19 protein-coding genes and 1 pseudogene are annotated in these 17,741 nt (G+C 36.6%); 6 read left to right on the top strand and 14 right to left on the bottom strand.

Translation table 11 applies throughout. The features are described from left to right. Positions 1–20: 20 nt before the first annotated feature. On the bottom strand, positions 21–743 hold the full coding sequence (locus FJR38_RS21025; protein ID WP_168539195.1) for an MBL fold metallo-hydrolase: 723 nt from the start codon (positions 741–743) through the stop codon (positions 21–23). A gap of 104 nt (positions 744–847) precedes the next feature. On the opposite strand from FJR38_RS21025, the gene FJR38_RS21020 reads away from it, so the two are divergent. Beyond that, positions 848–2,326, top strand: coding sequence for a site-2 protease family protein (locus FJR38_RS21020; protein ID WP_168539193.1), 1,479 nt, complete (start codon positions 848–850; stop codon positions 2,324–2,326). Between the two features lie 16 nt (positions 2,327–2,342). On the opposite strand, the gene FJR38_RS21015 is transcribed toward FJR38_RS21020, so the two are convergent. The 9 genes from FJR38_RS21015 to groES all read right to left on the bottom strand — a co-directional run bounded on the left by FJR38_RS21015 (position 2,343) and on the right by groES (position 8,174). Next, a complete protein-coding gene (locus FJR38_RS21015) occupies positions 2,343–2,657 on the bottom strand; it encodes an urease subunit beta (protein WP_168491826.1) in 315 nt (104 codons plus the stop codon). A gap of 25 nt (positions 2,658–2,682) precedes the next feature. Then, positions 2,683–2,985 (bottom strand): urease subunit gamma, encoded by a 303-nt coding sequence (gene ureA / locus FJR38_RS21010; RefSeq protein ID WP_168491828.1) that lies wholly within the window; start codon positions 2,983–2,985, stop codon positions 2,683–2,685. An 11-nt stretch (positions 2,986–2,996) separates the two neighbouring features. Continuing rightward, positions 2,997–3,839, bottom strand: coding sequence for an urease accessory protein UreD (locus tag FJR38_RS21005; protein WP_168491830.1), 843 nt, complete (start codon positions 3,837–3,839; stop codon positions 2,997–2,999). 190 nt (positions 3,840–4,029) lie between these two features. After that, on the bottom strand, positions 4,030–4,716 hold the full coding sequence (locus FJR38_RS21000; protein WP_168539191.1) for a hypothetical protein: 687 nt from the start codon (positions 4,714–4,716) through the stop codon (positions 4,030–4,032). Positions 4,717–4,730: 14 nt separating this feature from the next. Beyond that, entirely contained in the window at positions 4,731–5,207 is a 477-nt protein-coding gene (locus FJR38_RS20995) for a hypothetical protein (RefSeq protein ID WP_168539189.1), read from the bottom strand. A 72-nt stretch (positions 5,208–5,279) separates the two neighbouring features. Next, positions 5,280–5,684, bottom strand: coding sequence for a type II toxin-antitoxin system VapC family toxin (locus FJR38_RS20990; RefSeq protein WP_168491832.1), 405 nt, complete (start codon positions 5,682–5,684; stop codon positions 5,280–5,282). After that, entirely contained in the window at positions 5,685–5,978 is a 294-nt protein-coding gene (locus tag FJR38_RS20985; protein ID WP_168491834.1) for a hypothetical protein, read from the bottom strand. Between the two features lie 148 nt (positions 5,979–6,126). After that, entirely contained in the window at positions 6,127–7,764 is a 1,638-nt protein-coding gene (groL, locus tag FJR38_RS20980) for a chaperonin GroEL (protein WP_168491836.1), read from the bottom strand. A 98-nt stretch (positions 7,765–7,862) separates the two neighbouring features. Next, positions 7,863–8,174 (bottom strand): co-chaperone GroES, encoded by a 312-nt coding sequence (gene groES, locus FJR38_RS20975; protein ID WP_168491838.1) that lies wholly within the window; start codon positions 8,172–8,174, stop codon positions 7,863–7,865. A gap of 988 nt (positions 8,175–9,162) precedes the next feature. Between groES and FJR38_RS20970 the strand changes: the two genes are divergently transcribed. Further along, complete coding sequence (locus FJR38_RS20970; RefSeq protein ID WP_168491840.1) at positions 9,163–9,840, top strand: response regulator transcription factor; 678 nt, start codon at positions 9,163–9,165, stop codon at positions 9,838–9,840. A 99-nt stretch (positions 9,841–9,939) separates the two neighbouring features. Here FJR38_RS20970 and FJR38_RS20965 read toward each other — a convergent pair whose 3' ends face one another. Next, the gene (locus FJR38_RS20965) at positions 9,940–11,298 is read right to left on the bottom strand and encodes an ATP-binding protein (protein ID WP_168539187.1); all 1,359 of its coding nucleotides are present in this window, start codon (positions 11,296–11,298) and stop codon (positions 9,940–9,942) included. 473 nt (positions 11,299–11,771) lie between these two features. Here FJR38_RS20965 and FJR38_RS20960 point away from each other — a divergent pair, with 473 nt between their 5' ends. From FJR38_RS20960 to FJR38_RS20950, 3 genes and pseudogenes are all read left to right on the top strand, one after another. Further along, positions 11,772–12,704, top strand: a complete 933-nt coding sequence (locus FJR38_RS20960) for a hypothetical protein (protein ID WP_168539185.1) — start codon at positions 11,772–11,774, stop codon at positions 12,702–12,704. Beyond that, positions 12,698–14,239: an Eco57I restriction-modification methylase domain-containing protein gene (locus FJR38_RS20955; protein WP_168539183.1), complete on the top strand. Its 1,542-nt coding sequence runs from the start codon at positions 12,698–12,700 to the stop codon at positions 14,237–14,239. The genes FJR38_RS20960 and FJR38_RS20955 overlap by 7 nt, the downstream gene beginning before the upstream one ends. Positions 14,240–14,483: 244 nt before the next feature. Next, positions 14,484–14,708, top strand: a pseudogene (locus FJR38_RS20950) (SPFH domain-containing protein); the annotation flags it as partial. 244 nt (positions 14,709–14,952) lie between these two features. On the opposite strand, the gene FJR38_RS20945 reads toward FJR38_RS20950, so the two are convergent. After that, entirely contained in the window at positions 14,953–15,144 is a 192-nt protein-coding gene (locus FJR38_RS20945) for a hypothetical protein (RefSeq protein WP_168539181.1), read from the bottom strand. Between the two features lie 305 nt (positions 15,145–15,449). Here FJR38_RS20945 and FJR38_RS20940 point away from each other — a divergent pair, with 305 nt between their 5' ends. Then, the gene (locus tag FJR38_RS20940) at positions 15,450–15,713 is read left to right on the top strand and encodes a DUF3146 family protein (RefSeq protein WP_168491847.1); all 264 of its coding nucleotides are present in this window, start codon (positions 15,450–15,452) and stop codon (positions 15,711–15,713) included. A 62-nt stretch (positions 15,714–15,775) separates the two neighbouring features. On the opposite strand, the gene FJR38_RS20935 is transcribed toward FJR38_RS20940, so the two are convergent. Next, entirely contained in the window at positions 15,776–16,204 is a 429-nt protein-coding gene (locus tag FJR38_RS20935) for a pre-16S rRNA-processing nuclease YqgF (RefSeq protein ID WP_168539179.1), read from the bottom strand. 39 nt (positions 16,205–16,243) lie between these two features. Further along, on the bottom strand, positions 16,244–17,692 hold the full coding sequence (locus FJR38_RS20930) for a DUF3084 domain-containing protein (protein ID WP_168491850.1): 1,449 nt from the start codon (positions 17,690–17,692) through the stop codon (positions 16,244–16,246). Positions 17,693–17,741 lie beyond the last annotated feature (49 nt).

The raw sequence follows: 17,741 nt of genomic DNA, 5'->3' as shown, positions 1-17,741 counted from the left end.
TGACAATTGACAATTGACAATTACAAGATTGGTTGCATTTCTCGCAAAGTTGCTAAATTCAAATTTGTGATTTTTTGGTAAGCTTGATCTATACAGGGTTTACCTCTGAGGTAGCCTGTATTAGCTCCTGGACAAATGTAATATAGAGTTTCTGGTGTCAAGCGATCGCACACCAATTGAATGCTTTTAAGTTGCCTTGGCCAATGAAAAGTTTTAGAAGTGCGTAGTGGCACAGGTTCACCAGACTGGTTAGGAAGTAAATGCCGCCCAGAAAATAATACGCCGTCAAATTCACGATAGTATAAACAAGAAGAGCCTGGAGAATGGCCTGGTGTCCAAATTATTTGTGTTGTGGCATTGAGAGTGAACTCATCTGTAAAAGTGGTGACAGTTAAACCAGGCAATAAATAAGCTTCTTGTTCTTGAATCAGAATTTCGCAATTTAAGATTTGCTGATATTCTGCGGCTTTGCCAATAGCACCACGATGGCTGAGAAAAAACCACCTGACTCCCCCATGTAAAGACAAAAAATCCTGGTTTATCTGTTCTAAAGCTGGGCAATCTATGAGAATATTCCCTTCATTTGTGACAATGAAGTAAGAAGTCCCTCCTAAAGTGTCCCGATTAGGTGGAAAAGCAAAAATACTGTGGGGTGTCAAATTTAGAGGGTTTTCCTCTGTAGATGTACTTTTTGAAAATATCAAACGTGGTGCTTTAGTCTTATGACTAGACTGTTGAGACATAAATGAAAAAGGAGTCAGAATACAGCATACAAAATTCAGAATACTCTACCCAGCAAGGGATCGAGTTTTAGCAAGGAAGAATCTTTGAAAGATAGTGAAATAACATGGCATTTTGGTTTCTCCTCGTCTTGGGGTTATTGACTTATTTGATGATGCAGCACAGTGTTGCTCGGTCTACGAGAACCCCTGTATGGTTATTGTGGCTGGTTCTCATGACACCAGCATTTATATTGACTGGTTGGACGCTTGTATATGGCATCAAACAAGCTCCCCCTTCAATATTAATTCTCTGGGTATCAGTGGTTTGTTTATTGTTATATTGGCTATTGTTTTATTGGGGGCGGCAATTACCTGTAGATCCACAAAACCAATCTGAAGCAAATCAATCACAATCAAATGTTAGTTCTACAGCAGAACCAGTAGCAGTCCGTCCGATTCAGTTAGCAGAAGAAACTCAACTACGAAATTGTTTTCCCTGGTCTATATATTTTATTCAAAATATCGAGTATCGCCCCCAAGCAGTAATTTGTCGGGGACAGTTGCGAACTATGGCTAGTGCTGCTTACCAGCAGATTAAAGATAATATTGAAAGAGAATTTGGCGATCGCTTTTTAGTCATATTTCAAGAAGGAACAAATGGTAAACCTTTCTTTGTCTTAGTCCCCAATCCTCAAGCGGTTAAACAAAATAACCAACGCGATTCTGAAAAGATTACTCAGCCAGGATTAGCATTGCTATTGTTAGTAGCGACTGTGTTCAGCACTACTTTTGTGGGATTGAGAATTGCAGGTTTTCAAGTCACACAACTAGAAGCTGATTTCACGTTATTTTTTCAGGGTTTACCATACTCTTTAGGATTAATTACTATTTTAGGAACTCATGAATTAGGTCATTATTTAACAGCAAAATTCTATAAAATTCGCGCCACATTGCCTTATTTTATTCCTGTACCTTTTTTCTTAGGAACATTTGGTGCTTTCATTAAAATGCGTAGTCCCATACCTCATCGCAAAGCTTTATTTGATGTGAGTATTGCTGGACCACTGGCGGGATTTATTGTGACTATACCTTTATTACTATGGGGTTTAGCTCATTCGGAAATAGTAGCTTTACCGGAAAAAATCGGAATGTTAAACCCCAATGCACTTAATCCCAAATATTCAATTTTATTAGCTATACTCTCAAAGTTAGCTTTGGGAAGTGAATTAACAGTAAAATCTGCTATTGATTTACATCCAGTTGCAGTTGCAGGTTTCTTAGGATTAATTGTTACAGCCTTGAATTTGATGCCTGTAGGACAATTAGATGGGGGTCACATTGTTCATGCTATGTTTGGACAACGTACCGCTGTTGTTATTGGTCAAATTTCCAGATTGTTATTACTAATGCTTTCGTTTATCAGAGAGGAATTTTTATTGTGGGCAATTATCTTATTATTCGTTCCCCTCATTGATGAACCTGCTTTAAACGATGTCACAGAATTAGATAATAAACGGGATTTACTGGGATTAATGTCAATGGTTTTGTTGTTATTAATTATATTGCCATTACCCCAAGCTTTAGCTCGTTTTTTGCATATTTAATAAGTTTTAACTGACTTTATATTAATGGCAATTTCCCACTAATTTTATTATTAAAGCCGTAGATTTGCCGACTACCGACTAGGGGAATTAGTGCAACTTCTTTTTCATCTCCTGGTTCAAATCTCACTGCTGTACCCGCAGGTATATCCAGACGCATTCCCCTGGCTTGTTCCCGATCAAAAATTAAAGCAGTGTTAACTTCAAAGAAGTGGAAATGTGAACCAATCTGAATTGGTCTATCGCCTGTATTTGCCACAATTAATTTAGTAATTGGACGACCGGCATTTAATTCGATTTCACCAACTGGGGTGATTATTTCTCCAGGAATCATAACTTTTATCCTTTTCACATGAAAATTAACGAATTGGATTATGCACAGTTACTAACTTTGTTCCATCAGGAAAAGTTGCTTCTACCTGGACATCATGAATCATTTCGGGAATACCTTCCATCACATCATCACGAGTTAACAATGTTGTTCCATAACTCATCAAATCTGCTACAGTTTGTCCATCTCTTGCGCCTTCTAAAATAGCAGCAGAAATAAAAGCAATTGCTTCAGGATAATTCAATTTTAACCCTCTATTCTTCCGTCTTTCTGCAACTAAAGCAGCGGTAAAAATTAATAATTTGTCTTTTTCTTGGGGTGTAAGCTGCACGTTTATCTCCTTTAAATTTGCCATACCCTGGGAATACAATTACCACGATTTAGTAAAGATATTCGTAAAATTTGCCAAATATTTGTAAACCAATTTCTGACTTCTGATGTAGAATTACCACGATATCGGCACAAAAATCCAGATTCTAACCGAGTTACCCCAGCGTCAGAGTTTTGAATAATTAAAGAACGGACTTGATCAATGATTTCTTTAGAAACGGGACTTCCTACCCAAACCAAACTACCTAAAACGGGTTTTCCTGCTAATCCGTGAGGACTATGAAATACTGCTTCGCTACCGGAGATAATTTGTCTATCAATCCATAATGGCATCCCATTTTGCCAGATTTCGGTGTGCGATCGCATTTCTCCTTCTAAAAATTTCTCTCCCCTCGCACTGCGTCCAAACCGCATAATCTCCCAGCCTAAATAATTAGCATCTGTCGCTAATTCTACTCGCAAATCTTGACGATAAATTGCCCCATTAAATAAAATCGTTTCTTGGGGTAAATATTCTAAACAAGCATTAGCATCAACTTGAATATTTACAGTTTGTCTAGCTGCTAAACCGTTACTACGATATATTTTCCCAGCAGCAGCCGTAGTAATTACAGCTTGAGTATAGGGTTGGAGGTGAATATCAGAGGATAGGCGATCGCCCCCCACAACACCGCCAGCCGTGTGTAAAATCACGCTATGGCAAACTCCTTGTCCTTCTGGGTAAAAGGGGCGTTGTACCTTAAATGGTGCTTGATTATGGTTATAAATTAACTGGGTAGCATCGTGGCGTTTAGCATAGACTAAGTTAAGTTTTCCATGCCAATTTTGACTGGACTTTGGACTATTAACAATCATTGATAAATGGATAAAGTTTGTCTATCTTCGAGCCAAAATTACGTAATCATCTAAAGCATAGTTCAACTCATGATTAACGATCTGGTATTTTTTTGCAAGTAAACATACAATAGAGGGCGCAGACCCTGCGTCCCTACAGACTTTACGATTTGCTGACTGTATCTTACAAAGAGTACATATCGCTATAGTATTACCAATAATTAATTCCTTCAATTTCGTATTTACTAACGTCTTCAATATCATTACGATATAACTCAAAAGAGCAACACTCACACTTTACTTCAACAGGATAGGAATATTCAATATCAACAGGATACATTCCATTTTCATCATATTCATATTTAAATTCTACCTCTTCATAAATTATCAAAGATTTGATATTGCAAACTGGACAATTAAGAACTTTTAACTCACCATTACTATTAGGAAAGTAATTACCTTTAGCGGCAATTGACGCTTGCTCTTCAACTAATTTAGCGTAATTTTGTGCGTAATTAATTTCCCAAAACATTTTATTATTCCAATAAGGAATATTATAAGTTGCTCTACATAATTCTTTTAATAAAGCAACTTTTTTCCTATCATAATCTTCGTCTTTAAAATGCTTAAGAATTAAAATTAATGGGTCTTTGTCGTAAGGCGTATCTTTATATTTCCATAAATGTAATGATGTTTTGTATTTAGGATGTTTTAAAACATTATTCACAAAAGGTAAAATATATTTTCCAACAAATATATCTAAAGTATCATAATTATAAATTTCCAGTCCTCTATGCCATACACTATTTCTTAAATATACTAATTTCTTAAGTAAAGATTCATAATTTTTTATAAACTTTACTTGATCATGATTTTTTAATTTATTTTTATTAATCAATTTTACTAATCTTTTTATAGCCAATTCAAATCTAACGGTTCTATTAACTTTTTTTGATCGTATTCTACATAATTTTTTATATCATCTTCATTCCCATCAATATATTTTTTCAACAAACAACTTTCACTTATACTATTCTCCTCTGATTTGTTAATACATGGATATATTAAATATTTGCTTTCATCATATAAAAAACCTTTACATACCAATTCCGCAAAATGCTGAAAATGCAGTATACATTCAATGTATTGCTTATGATATTCTCTATGCTCTAGTTCTACTAAAAAATATTCTTTTGGTATATCTTTAAAAATATCGTTTTCAAGACTATCATTATAATAACAGACATTATCAAATAAACCTTTAAAACAATAATAAGTAGAAAAATAAGCTTTTAAAGCTATGTGTAGCGAAGTTATAGATAATTGAATATCATCTTCACTAAATAAAATATTTTTGTCGTTAAACAAGTTATCAATTTCATTCTTCATTTTTATATTTCCGTTTATTCTGCATATAAATTATCATAGTCTTTGATTTTCTATTCTAAATGCGAAAATTAACTAAGAAATTAACCAATTTTCCAACTGTAAATCTTTAACCCTCGTTAAATCAGAATCGTGAGAAACTAAAATTAAATTATGAATTATCGCAGTAGCAGCTATCAAAATATCTGCATCCTGAATAATTTTACCTCTGTTTGTTAAATCAGCATGAATTTCGGATGCTTTTTCAAAAATTCTCAGATCATCTAAAAACAAAATAGGATAATCTTGACAAAATTGTTGAAACCAAGCCAACTTCTTAGTCGCATTACTTCTTAAAAGTCCTCTTTGAACTTCATAGTAAGTTATGCCACTAATACCGATAAATTCACCTTGACGACGTATTTCTGTAATTTTCAATGCTACTTCAATATTCTGTTTTAGTGATGCTGAAACAATATTCGTATCTAATAAATAACCCATTTAACCACCACGTTTTACAGATTCATCAAAAATTTGCATTTGCTCTGGAGTAAAATCATTTAGCATTCCTGAAACTAAATGTAAAGACAAAATACTTTTAATCCGTTTCGTTAATTCTTCCTGAGAGATACTATTAACATCAGGAACGGCCACAGGATCAAAAGTACGATTAATTACTTCAAGCATTTCCTGTCTATCTAAGTTTTCTTGGTAAAGAGGATTATTGTCAATTAAGGTTTTGACAATTTCGGTTAATTTTTGATAATTAGATTGATGATTAATAATTTGAGTCATAGTTAAACCTCTTCAAAATAATATCTTTGTTAGACAAGCTGAACCCTATTATAACAGCTACAATATCCCTGAAAAAGTAGGAATCAACAAAAAAACAGCCGCCCCCTTGCGGAAGCGGCCATTATTCAAACTAGGAAAAGATTAGATTTTAGTAATCGAAATCTCCGCCACCCATACCAGCACCAGCAGCAGGAGCGCCATCTTTAGGTTCTGGCTTGTCAACAATGATACATTCGGTTGTCAACACCATACCAGCAATAGAAGCAGCGTTTTGCAAAGCAGAACGAGTTACCTTAGCGGGGTCAACAATACCAGCTTCCAACATATCAACGAATTCGTTGGTAGAAGCATTGAAACCAATGTTGAAATCCTTCTCTTTCACTCTTTCAGCAATTACAGCGCCGTTTTGACCAGCGTTTTCGGCAATTCTCTTCAGAGGAGCAGGTAAAGCCCGAACGACGATTAAAGCACCAGTCAACTCTTCATCTTTGAGGTTGCTTTGCGCCCAAACTTCCAATTGAGGAGCGAGGTGAGCCAAGGTTGTACCACCACCGGGAACAATACCTTCTTCAACAGCAGCCTTGGTAGCGTTGATAGCATCTTCCAAACGCAGCTTCTTGTCCTTCATTTCGGTTTCGGTAGCTGCACCAACTTTAACGACAGCTACACCACCGGACAATTTAGCCAAACGCTCTTGGAGCTTTTCTTTGTCGTAGGAAGATTCGGTTTCTTCCATTTGACGACGGATTTGTTCGCAACGAGCTTTCACACCAGCTTCATTACCTTCAGCCACAATGGTGGTGCTGTCTTTGGTGATGGTGATGCGACGAGCTTTACCAAGACTTTCTAGCTTGGTGGTATCTAGTTTCAAACCAGCATCTTCGGTGATCATTTGACCACCGGTGAGAACTGCGATATCTTCTAGCATGGATTTACGGCGATCGCCAAAACCAGGAGCTTTCACAGCAGCCACGTTGAGGACACCGCGTAAACGGTTAACTACCAAAGTAGCCAAAGCTTCTTTTTCGATGTCTTCAGCAATGATTACCAAAGGACGACCGGAACGAGCTACTTGCTCAAGTACAGGAACTAAATCTTGGACTAAAGCAATTTTCTTGTCGGTTAACAAGATGTAAGGCTCATCAAAAACTGTTTCCATCCGCTCTGCATCAGTAGCAAAGTAAGGAGAGATATAGCCTTTATCAAAGCGCATCCCTTCGGTGATTTCCAATTCGGTGGTCATAGACTTCCCTTCTTCTAGGGAAATTACGCCTTCTTTGCCCACCTTGTCCATAGCTTGAGCAATCATGCTACCGACTTCTTCATCGTTACCAGCAGAAATTGCTGCAACTTGAGCGATCGCCTTAGAATCTTCTACAGGACGAGCGTGTTCAGCAATTTTTTCTACTAAAAACGCAGCAGCTTTATCAATACCACGCTTCAATAAAATTGCATTTGCGCCAGCAGCAACGTTCCGCAAGCCTTCTTTAACAATGGCGTGAGCCAAAACAGTAGCTGTGGTTGTACCATCACCCGCAGCGTCATTAGTTTTAGAAGCAGCTTGACGAATTAGAGCTACACCTGTATTTTCGATGTGGTCTTCTAATTCAATTTCTTTAGCGATGGTGACACCATCATTAACAATTTGTGGTGCGCCGAATTTCTTCTCTAGAACTACGTTACGACCTTTAGGACCAAGGGTAACAGCTACAGCTTCAGCCAGAATATCAATACCACGCTCTAGAGCGCGACGGGCGTTTTCGTTGTAAATAATGCGCTTTGCCATATTAAGTCTAAATCCCGGTAATAAATTAAATTTCTCTGAAAATTGGTTAGTGGTGAAGAGGTAATTCGGAAAACTCTTTACCTATCACCCTTCCCCAATTAGCTGACGATCGCTAAAATGTCTTTTTCAGAAAGTAGTACATATTCTTCTGTACCCAATTTGATATCAGTGCCAGCGTACTTGGAGTACAGCACCTTATCGCCAATGTTAATGTCCATGGTTTGACGAGTACCGTCATCATTCCGCTTGCCAGGTCCAACAGCAGCGATTTCGCCAACTTGGGGTTTTTCCTGAGCATTATCGGGCAAATACAAACCGCCGGCGGTCTTTTCTTGGGGGGCGCTTACTTTTATGAAAACGCGATCGCCCAAAGGTTTAACTGTGGAAACGCTTAGAGATACAGCTGCCATACAAAATTTCTTGCTTTCTTAGCACTCTCGACTCATGAGTGCTAATTTAGCTTCATATCGAACCTAATAGCAATCATGGCTTGTGTACGGGTTTCCGAACTTAGGTCAGGGTGGCGATACTTAAGTGCAAATATCCAATTATTTTAGTTGTCAGGGTCTGTTGCGTAAGTAATGAATATTTTGATATGGACAACTTTATTTGCAAAGTTGGGAAATTGTTATAGAACTGTAATCAGGGATCTACTCAATGAGTAACAGCACAGTGATCCACAAACAGTCGTCTTATCCCTAAAACTACTACAGGGAAAAGGGAACAGGACGTAATTAACAATTACCAATCTGTTGCAAATTAGCTAGTCTAGAACTTAGGAATGCTGTAAACAAAGGCGGGAGCGCGCGATCAACCCATCAGTTACCATACAGTCATTCCCTTAGCATCTTCACAAACCCAGCCAAAAACTTGCGTGTTTGTTGTTCTAGAACGATAATGGTAGTTTACCTAGATGGGGTCTGGTATCGCCAAAAACCCAGAAGTCATTAGAGTAGGTCATCCAAGACCAGTAACCTGGCAATTAGTATGGTGAAAAAATCTGCATTTTTAACCCATTACTAAGCCAAAAACTTCCCCGGTTGATTTTGAACCTCTGATAGAGGCCTCACATCCGAAGGATAAGTAAAGCAGAAGTAAGCCAATGAAAGCGCGGGTGAGTTTTGAGCTAGGGTCATCTTGAGAAAATACCGACTTGTAAATCACAAGAATGATAATTTAATCAGGGTTTTTTAGCCTGCACCTTTCAAAGGGATATATAATAGCGCATTATAAAGACTACTGCTATACGTATCCTTACTAGACTTTTTCCATCCACTCATGAATCTGTTGAAAGTGACTAGCACTTTTAATACTTCGGGGCGGTAAAAGTAAGTTAAGTGGGAAAAAAGACAACATCTCCAGTCATCCACCATACAGGATAACTATATCAATACCTTAATGGATCGAAGCGCGACAAGTGCCACTGTTATGAAAGAACCCAGCATGAAAGACCACAAACGACTTCTACTTATTGATGATGACCCTAACCTCATCTTGCTGGTGAAGGATTACTTAGAGTTCCGCGGCTACGAAGTCATCACGGCTGAAAATGGAAGAGAAGCTCTGGATATTTTAGAACATGAAGTTCCAGACATGATCATCTGTGACGTGATGATGCCGGAAATGGACGGATACACTTTTGTGGAACAAGTGCGACAAAATGAACGCACTAGTTGGATTCCAGTCCTCTTCCTGTCAGCTAAGGGTCAGAGTGCCGACCGCGTTAAGGGTCTAAATAAAGGTGCTGACGTATACATGGTCAAGCCCTTTGAACCTGAAGAACTCGTAGCACAAGTAGAATCTTCACTGAAGCAAACTGTTCGTTGGAAAGAACACCAAACTAAAGGCGGCGATAACGGTTCTCGCATCCAAGTTCCTTTCGATGTCCAGTTAACCCCAACCGAACTGAAAGTAGTACAGTTTGTAGCCAGGGGTTTAGCGAACCGAGAAATCGCTGAAGAATTAAATGTTAGTCAGCGTACCGTTGAAAGCCATGTGTCCAATATGTTGGGCAAAACCAATCTCCACAACCGGACTGAATTAGCACGGTGGGCGATTGAAAATCAAATGGCCTAGATAGGTGATAGGTGACAGGTGACAGGTGACAGGTGACAGTGAAGATCAAGATTGATATTCTTTTTCTCCTACTCCCTGCCCCCTGCTCCCTGCTCCTATTCAATTCACCTGTTTTGTAGGAATTTCCACAATAAATTCTGTTCCTGCTTCAGGATGAGATAAAACTTTGATATCACCATGATGCCTTTCAATAATTTGATAGCTAATTGCTAAACCTAATCCCGTTCCCTTATTTACTGGTTTAGTGGTGAAAAAAGGATCAAATATTTTACTTTGTATTTCTGGACTGATGCCGGGTCCATTATCTTTGATTGTAATTCTTACTTGCTGAGAATCAGTTATTTCTGTTTTAATCAGAATTTGTTTATGGGTTTGTTGATTTTGCTCTAACAATGCGTCTATAGCATTGCTAATAATATTCATAAATACCTGGTTTAATTGGGCAGGGTAACATTCAACTAAAGGTAAATCACAAAAATCTTTAACCACCTCAATTCCTAGCTTGAGACGATTATTTAAAATCACTAATGTACTATCAATACCTTCATGAAGATTAACGGCTTTTTTATCAGCTTGATCAAGTCTAGAAAAGTTTCGTAAAGATAGAATAATTTCCCGGATACGTTCAGTCCCGATTCTCATTGAAGAGAGAATTTTTGGTAAATCTTGACTAATAAAATCTAGATTAATTTCTGATATATATTCTTTAATAGCTGAAGTCTCTGATGGATATTCTTTTTGATAAAGTTGCACCAAATTTAATAGAGATTCATTATAATTATCTAAATGAACAAAATTGCCATAAATAAAATTAATAGGGTTATTAATTTCGTGGGCTAAACCAGCTACCATTCTCCCCAAGCTAGACATTTTTTCAGTTTGGATCAACTGAACTTGTGTATTTTGGAGTTCGCGCACAGTCTGCTCTAATTTTTTTGATTGTAATTGAGAAGTAGCATTAGCGGCTGATAAAGCTTTTATATTATTATAAGCTTTAGAGTGGTAACGAATACGGGCAATTAATTCTACTACATTTGGCAATTTAATTAGATAATCATTTGCTCCTGCTGTAAAAGCATCTGCTTTCAACTGTGGCTCTTCCTTGCTGGAGAGCATGACAATGGGAATATTACGAGTGGCTGGATGACAACGAAACCAACGTAATAACATCAACCCATCAATATCTGGCATAATCATATCTAGAAGGATGACAGTAGGCGCAATAGATATGGCTTTTTGGATAGCTTGAGCAGGATCATTTACATAGTGGAAGGCAATATCTGATTCCTGAGAGAGTAACCTGCAAACAGCTTCACCAATAATTAACTGATCATCAACTAATAAAACTGTGACTATATCTGTATTTATATGTACTGTAGATGGGGTTTGATCATCTGGGGTTAATAATGAACTTAGTGGCAATGGAGCTTTTGATATGGCCGTATGTGTTGATATCATTTGGCCTCTCCTTATAATAGTTATAGTTTTGAGGATATCAAAGTAAGGGATTATTTTTACTTTGTCTACAATGAGAATAACATTATGTAATCAGGAAAACATATTTAGTTCGTAATTCGTAAACAAAAGAAACCGGCTTACTTTCCATAGATACCAAGGTTTAGGGGGGGTTAAGCAATATCAGTAATTACGAGTAGTTCATGATGAACAAAATATATTTTTCAGTAAATTTACTAAATTGGTAATTAGGAAAACTTTCGCTTCAACTTTGGAATTAGCAGTTTATATGAGTATAGGCTGCATTTTTTAGCGTAGAGATTTAATTAATAAGACATGAGCCATAGCGAATATGATATTTTTAGAATAATACTCAATATGAGCGTATGAGTACCAGACAAGTTTTGATTGCGACCTAGAAAATTACTACTACGCTGTATAATAAAAAACTAAACCTAAAAGTCGCAACGCTAATTATGACATTTCAAATAACTCCACAAAATACCCAAAATAAATCAGATTTGTTAGAATATTTTAGAGAATTAGGACATGAAAAACTGTCTTATCTTAGAACAGAAATTGGTAATATAAATTATAAAAAGATAGCCCAAAAGATAAATGAGGCAGTAAATAAAAGTAAACAAGATTTTTTAGAGACAATTATTGCAACTGCCAATAGAAATGATTGGAATGATAAAGATAAGGTTTCTTCCCTTCTTTTAAGCATATATTGCGCTCAAGTGGTAATGCTTGATTTACGTCATGAAGTGTGGCCTTATGAATATATGGCATTTTCTCGACGAATTGGTGAGCTTTGGGAAGATTTTGTTAGGTTACCATTTTTGCACCCAATAGCAGAAGCAGAATTAATTCGCTTTGTACCACCACTTTTTTCTGAAGTTAGAAAAAACTTAAAAAGAGATATTGAAAAATATATTCACAATTTACCAATTTCTCAAGAACAAAAAAACGAACTTATCACTTATTATGAAAAAGCATGGTTGTTGGTTGACTCTGGTGAAATCAGTCTTCAATTAGATTTTCATGCTATTATTAGCGGTAAACGATTCAATATAGACTTTAAAAGTGGCTTTGGCTCAAATGAGAAAGGAAATACAAATCGACTGCTTATGGTAGCAACTATTTATTGTAATTTAGAGGATGAATATAAAAATGTTTTACTTGTTCGTGCTAAAGAAGATTTAAATAACAATTACTTTAGAATTTTAAAAAATTCTCATGTCTGGGATGCTTACTGTGGTGATGAAGCTTATCAAAAAATTAGTGATTTTACAGGCTTTAATATCCAACATTGGATAAGTTCAAATATTGACTGGCAAAATGACTTATTAAATTCAACAGTAAGCGATTTTCATAAATCTAACTTAATGGGATATTTACAATGGTAGTAGACACAAAAGATAGAGATAAATATCAAACATATTTTACATCAGATCAAGCTTTATCTTCATATATGGCTTCACTATTAAAATTGGAAATAAATGATAGATTACTTGAACCCTGTGCAGGAGAAGGACATCTTTTAGACGCAGCATTGAATATCAATAAAAATATCTCATCTCTTGCTTATGAACTACATCCTGAACACGCAAAATATCTCAAATTAAAGTTTAGTTCATCTCAGAATGTAGAAATACGAGAACGTGATACAATTTTTTGTTCAGATTTAGACCTTTGCGAATCTTTCGGACAGAAATTTACAAAGATTTTGGGAAATCCTCCCTATGGAGGTTGGCAAGAATACGAGCGTCGTACTGATTTAAAAAGAAAATATCCCGGCTTTTATATTCGAGAGACATATACTGTTTTTCTGCTTCGTTGTCTTAAATTACTTGCTCAAAAAGGACGATTAGTATTTATTATTCCTGACACTTTTTTATATCTTCATAGTCATACTCCTCTCAGACGTTATATTCTAGAAGAGTTTACAATTGAAAGTATAGATGTATTTCGTTCATCTCTCTTTCCAGGAATTTCATTCGGTTATGCAGGTCTTTGTATTATTTGTATAAGTTCTGAGAAGCCACTATCTAGTCATTCTTTCTTTGTAAGACTTGTGGATTCCCTTGGGGATTTAAAAGTATTGACAAACACCCCAGCTAACTGCAAATTAATCATTCAACGAAATATTCTTCAGAGTCATTCCCTTGCTATTCCTATCTCTCGGAATGAATCAACTTTTAATGAACTATCAGATAGCAAGACTATCATCGCTGATATTGCTGACTGTGTTACTGGTTTCTACTCAGGAAATGACAAACGCTTCCTTTATAGAAGCTCAACTTTGATAAAGCGTTCTGCTGATTATTTAGTTGTTAATCCTGATGATATTGAACCTACACCTTCTACATTAAAAAATCCGTTAGATGGAATAAATGATGCAAAACACTTTATTCCTATTCTTAAAGGTGGTGGTTATAATTTTGTGAAACCAACTCAATGGTATATAGATTGGAGCAAGGATGCAGTAGAACATTATAAAATAGACAAAAAAGCAAGATTTCAGAATTCATCCTATTATTTTAAACGCGGAATTGGCTTTCCTATGGTAACATCCAAACTTCCTACAGCCGCATTAATTGAGGAAAGTCTTTTTGATCAATCTATCGTAGGAATTTTTCCAAAATCTTCAGTTGATTTATTTTTTCTCTTAGCTTATTGCAACTCACCAGTATTTTGGAGTTGCTTAAAAGCCATTAATCCATCTGCAAATAATTCTGCTAAATATATTTTGAAGACACCTATAATTTTACCAGATGAAGATACTCTCAAGCATATTTCTCTGAGAACTCAAGAATTAGTAGTAGAACTTATGCAAGGTAGTAAACAACCATTATGTGAAATTCTCAAACAAGAAATTATTGATTCTATTACACAATACGTTCATAAAAAGACATCTCATCACTTCATAGATCCAATGTGACTTTGTTGAGAAAATGTTAAACTCAAGATGATACGGTTCTTCTGTTTTTTTATGAAAAACTTGGTTCAAAATCATTGAAAGCTTTACTGTATGGGCATTTTATTGATATAGCGGTTATCGGTCGGATGAAATACAATCGAGGGCGGGGAAACCCCACCCCTACAGGTTTTGCGATTTAATGACTGTATCTCACTCAAGTGCATACCGCTATAATATGGGGATAATTGTTGATAACCCTTGTCCTTATTCCACAAAACGTCAGGAAATAGTTGAGAAAATTGATTAACAACTCACCCAGGAAATCCCAAAGTTAGGTTTTATTGTTGACCAAGCACTTTTGAGAAATGTAAAAATGCCGGATACGCTACAAATAGCTATTCAGCAAAAACTCAAAGCTGAACAAGAAAATGAGCAAATGAAATTTGTATTAGAAAAAGAGCGTCAAAAAGTTGAAAGAAAGAAAATTGAAAATTGGGCGTTGCTGAATCAGAGTATGAAATTTAAAAATTAGATTTTTTTAACTCTTAATTCTTTGCGCCTTTGCGCCTTTGCGTGAGGCTAATTCATACATTCAATCAGCAACGCCAAATTAGAATTTTATATACAGAGGTAACAAGAGGGGCTAAGAGGGGCTAAGAGGGCGCAGACCCTGCGCCCCTACAGGATTTGCAATTAAAAGTTGTATTTCACTGATTCTGAAAAATGCTATAAGATTAATTGTCATTACTAAATGATACACAAGGACTGTCAATTTCTACTGCTGGAGTGAATGAATTACAGAAAGTGACAGTAGCACAATTAACACTCAATTCATCGGGGTGAGTGCATTCTAATTTGATATAAAAGGCACATTCTTCACAGATAGTTCTATGTAATAATGGTTGTAAGTCAATGGAGGTTGACATAGTTCACAATTAAAGAAGTTAAGATAAAACCCACTACTTTGTATATTCTGTAGTGGGCGATAGCAGTAATCAACAATGTCAATTTTATTATCTGTTATTTTTGTAACAAATTTAATTACTGAATGTAATAATTGCATTATTATATTGCATTTATAGTAATTTAACCACAAATGAGTAGTCAAAAAATCAGACTTAACTAACTTAGATTGTTTTTATTAGTTTGTCGGTTTAAGCTATTTTTGGTACATAGAATAAATAGCCTATATAAATAATTGGCTTTTATCCCATATTTGACATTAAGCCTAGTGAGTGCTAAACGCCTGCCAGAAACTACTGCTCATGTGAGAGTTACCGGCCAATCTTGGCAACAAGGCTTTCTTGAAGGTGAAGTTAGCGCCGGTAATTTTCAGTGGCATTTCCAGTGGCATTTCCGCAAGGGAGAACTTTCTGTAAAGCCTTCCCAAGGTCGTGCTTTAATCAAAGAACCTCTAGGTCGCTTTTTAGAACAACAAGATTATCAATTAGAACCTGGGGGAGATTATGCTTTTACGATTCGGGCTGAACTTTAAATTAGAGCAGAATTCAGGATTAAAGACTTTGTACCTCCTGCAACCTGCTATGTGCTGTATTTTTAGCTGTTATTGGCAGTAAGTCGGTTGAGATAGCGTTCTATGAGGAGAATGGCAACAATGTCATCTATAGCTCGTGGAGGTTGACGCATACCCTTGGGTAATAGTTTGGTGATGCCTTGGGGTGGGTACATTTGCCAATAGCGATCGCGTGCTTCTAAAGTTGTATAACGTTCATCAACTAAAATGATATTGATGGCTTGGCTTAATTCTTGATTAAGTTGCTGTTTCCACTGTTTAGCCGTTGTTTGATCTCCCATCACTATTAAGGATACGGGGAATCTTTGCAGTTGTGTTTCAATATTAGCGATCGCCTCACCTGCTAATACTACTTGATGATAGTACAGTTGCCGATCTAATCCCACCACCGCGATTCCACATTTATCACGACCAGGATCAAATCCTAAAATTACAGGTTGTGTATTAGTCATTTGTTCGTTATCAATTGTCAATTGTCAATTGTCAATTACTCAGGTACTAAACAGGATTTGTCCATTCAGAAGGGCTACTAATCTAACTCTCAGAGGACCGACAGTATAAGTATCTTCCGCCGCTATAGCTTTAATTTCTACTTCTTGCGGTGTCTGCTGTAATTGGGTAACAAAGCGTAAAAAAGTTCCTTCTATTTGTACACTTTCGACAATTCCCGCATTTCGGGCGCGAAATTGAGAAGCGGAAATTAGTAAATCTAGGCGTTGACGCAATTGGTTCGATGTCATATTTTTTAAATCGGCTGTAGTAGTAGCCAGAATTTCCCCTGATGAAAATACTCGTTGATTTCTGGCCGCATCTGCAAAAAATTCTATTTGCTTTTCTCCTCTGACATAATTACCTGCTGAGAAAATTCGCACTACATATTCTCGACCATCTTGAATTTGTCTGATTAGTGCTTCAATTTGAGCTTTGGTAACACGAAGTATTTCTTTATTTGCCGGCGTTGCACCAGGTTCAGTTAATTGAATATTGGAATTGCGGTTAGCTTCTTGGAGAATTTGGATAATAGCTTGACGTGCAGCATTAGGTTTGTCAACAGTAATTAAACCTGCGGCTATCACTTGACCTCGAACTAAAGCTAGTTTACCTAAACGGAGGTCACGATAGGACTGATAATATTTTTCTAGTCTGGCTACTTCCTGTTCTAAAAATTCTTGTTGTTTCTCTAATTCTTTCAAGCGAGATTCTCTAGTAATAATAACTTCCTCTCGCTGTTTAATTTCTAGATTACGATTTTGAATAAGTTGATCTAATCTGGCAATTTTGCGATCGCGGTTTTCAATAGCTTTTTTCGCCTCATCAATGGCCTGTTTAGCTTCCGCATACAATCTCTGCCGTTCTGCCTTTAACTCTTCCACTGCTGTTTGCAATGTCTGTCGCTGATTGTAAAGAGTTTCTAATTCACTTCTAGCTTGTTGATACTGAATCACAATTTCACCCAGCCGACTTTGAGTTTGGTTAAGTCTTGCTTGGGTTTGGGCTTGTTGATTGAGGGTGCGATTTAGTTGAGCCTGTGTTGCTTTTTGTCTAGTATTTGCTGCCTGTAATGATTTATTAATTGCCTGTAGTTCTTTTTGTGCTTGATTTTGTGCTTGTCTAGCTTGATTTAACTCGCGCTCTGCTTGGGTTTTTTGAGCTTCTGCGGTTTTTAATTGTTCTCGCTTGTTGCCCAAATCTCTTTGAATATCTTCTAATTCAAATACACCCTGCCGCAATCCCTTATCAGCAGCAAAGAGAATTGCTAAAGTGGATGCGGAAATCAAAGCACCTGTAAAAATAGTGACAATTACAGCGGTTTTTTTCGGGCGTAAGTTGAAAAGTGAGAGGCGTGCTTTACCAACCCGTGTGCCAATGCGATCGCCCACGGTGGCAATTACGCCTCCCAAAATTAAAATTGCTGCAATGAGGATGTACCCGGTGGTCATTTTTAGCTACCGCAATGCTTCCAGATACAGCCTACTACGTTAAACCATT

This window comes from Anabaena sp. UHCC 0253, assembly GCF_009712085.1.
Taxonomy (GTDB): domain Bacteria; phylum Cyanobacteriota; class Cyanobacteriia; order Cyanobacteriales; family Nostocaceae; genus Dolichospermum.
This window is presented reverse-complemented; position numbering and strand designations above follow the sequence as displayed.

Bases quoted from the DNA above. Each gene is read 5' to 3' on its own strand.
- FJR38_RS21025 (WP_168539195.1), bottom strand. From the start codon at position 743: ATGTCTCAACAGTCTAGTCATAAGACTAAAGCACCACGTTTGATATTT.
- FJR38_RS21020 (WP_168539193.1), top strand. From the start codon at position 848: ATGGCATTTTGGTTTCTCCTCGTCTTGGGGTTATTGACTTATTTGATG.
- FJR38_RS20985 (WP_168491834.1), bottom strand. From the start codon at position 5,978: ATGACTCAAATTATTAATCATCAATCTAATTATCAAAAATTAACCGAA.
- FJR38_RS20970 (WP_168491840.1), top strand. From the start codon at position 9,163: ATGGATCGAAGCGCGACAAGTGCCACTGTTATGAAAGAACCCAGCATG.
- FJR38_RS20930 (WP_168491850.1), bottom strand. From the start codon at position 17,692: ATGACCACCGGGTACATCCTCATTGCAGCAATTTTAATTTTGGGAGGC.
- FJR38_RS21015 (WP_168491826.1), bottom strand. From the start codon at position 2,657: ATGATTCCTGGAGAAATAATCACCCCAGTTGGTGAAATCGAATTAAAT.
- FJR38_RS20990 (WP_168491832.1), bottom strand. From the start codon at position 5,684: ATGGGTTATTTATTAGATACGAATATTGTTTCAGCATCACTAAAACAG.
- FJR38_RS20945 (WP_168539181.1), bottom strand. From the start codon at position 15,144: ATGTCAACCTCCATTGACTTACAACCATTATTACATAGAACTATCTGT.
- FJR38_RS20995 (WP_168539189.1), bottom strand. From the start codon at position 5,207: ATGAAGAATGAAATTGATAACTTGTTTAACGACAAAAATATTTTATTT.
- FJR38_RS20965 (WP_168539187.1), bottom strand. From the start codon at position 11,298: ATGATATCAACACATACGGCCATATCAAAAGCTCCATTGCCACTAAGT.
- FJR38_RS20935 (WP_168539179.1), bottom strand. From the start codon at position 16,204: ATGACTAATACACAACCTGTAATTTTAGGATTTGATCCTGGTCGTGAT.
- groL (WP_168491836.1), bottom strand. From the start codon at position 7,764: ATGGCAAAGCGCATTATTTACAACGAAAACGCCCGTCGCGCTCTAGAG.
- FJR38_RS20960 (WP_168539185.1), top strand. From the start codon at position 11,772: ATGACATTTCAAATAACTCCACAAAATACCCAAAATAAATCAGATTTG.
- groES (WP_168491838.1), bottom strand. From the start codon at position 8,174: ATGGCAGCTGTATCTCTAAGCGTTTCCACAGTTAAACCTTTGGGCGAT.
- FJR38_RS21005 (WP_168491830.1), bottom strand. From the start codon at position 3,839: ATGATTGTTAATAGTCCAAAGTCCAGTCAAAATTGGCATGGAAAACTT.
- FJR38_RS20955 (WP_168539183.1), top strand. From the start codon at position 12,698: ATGGTAGTAGACACAAAAGATAGAGATAAATATCAAACATATTTTACA.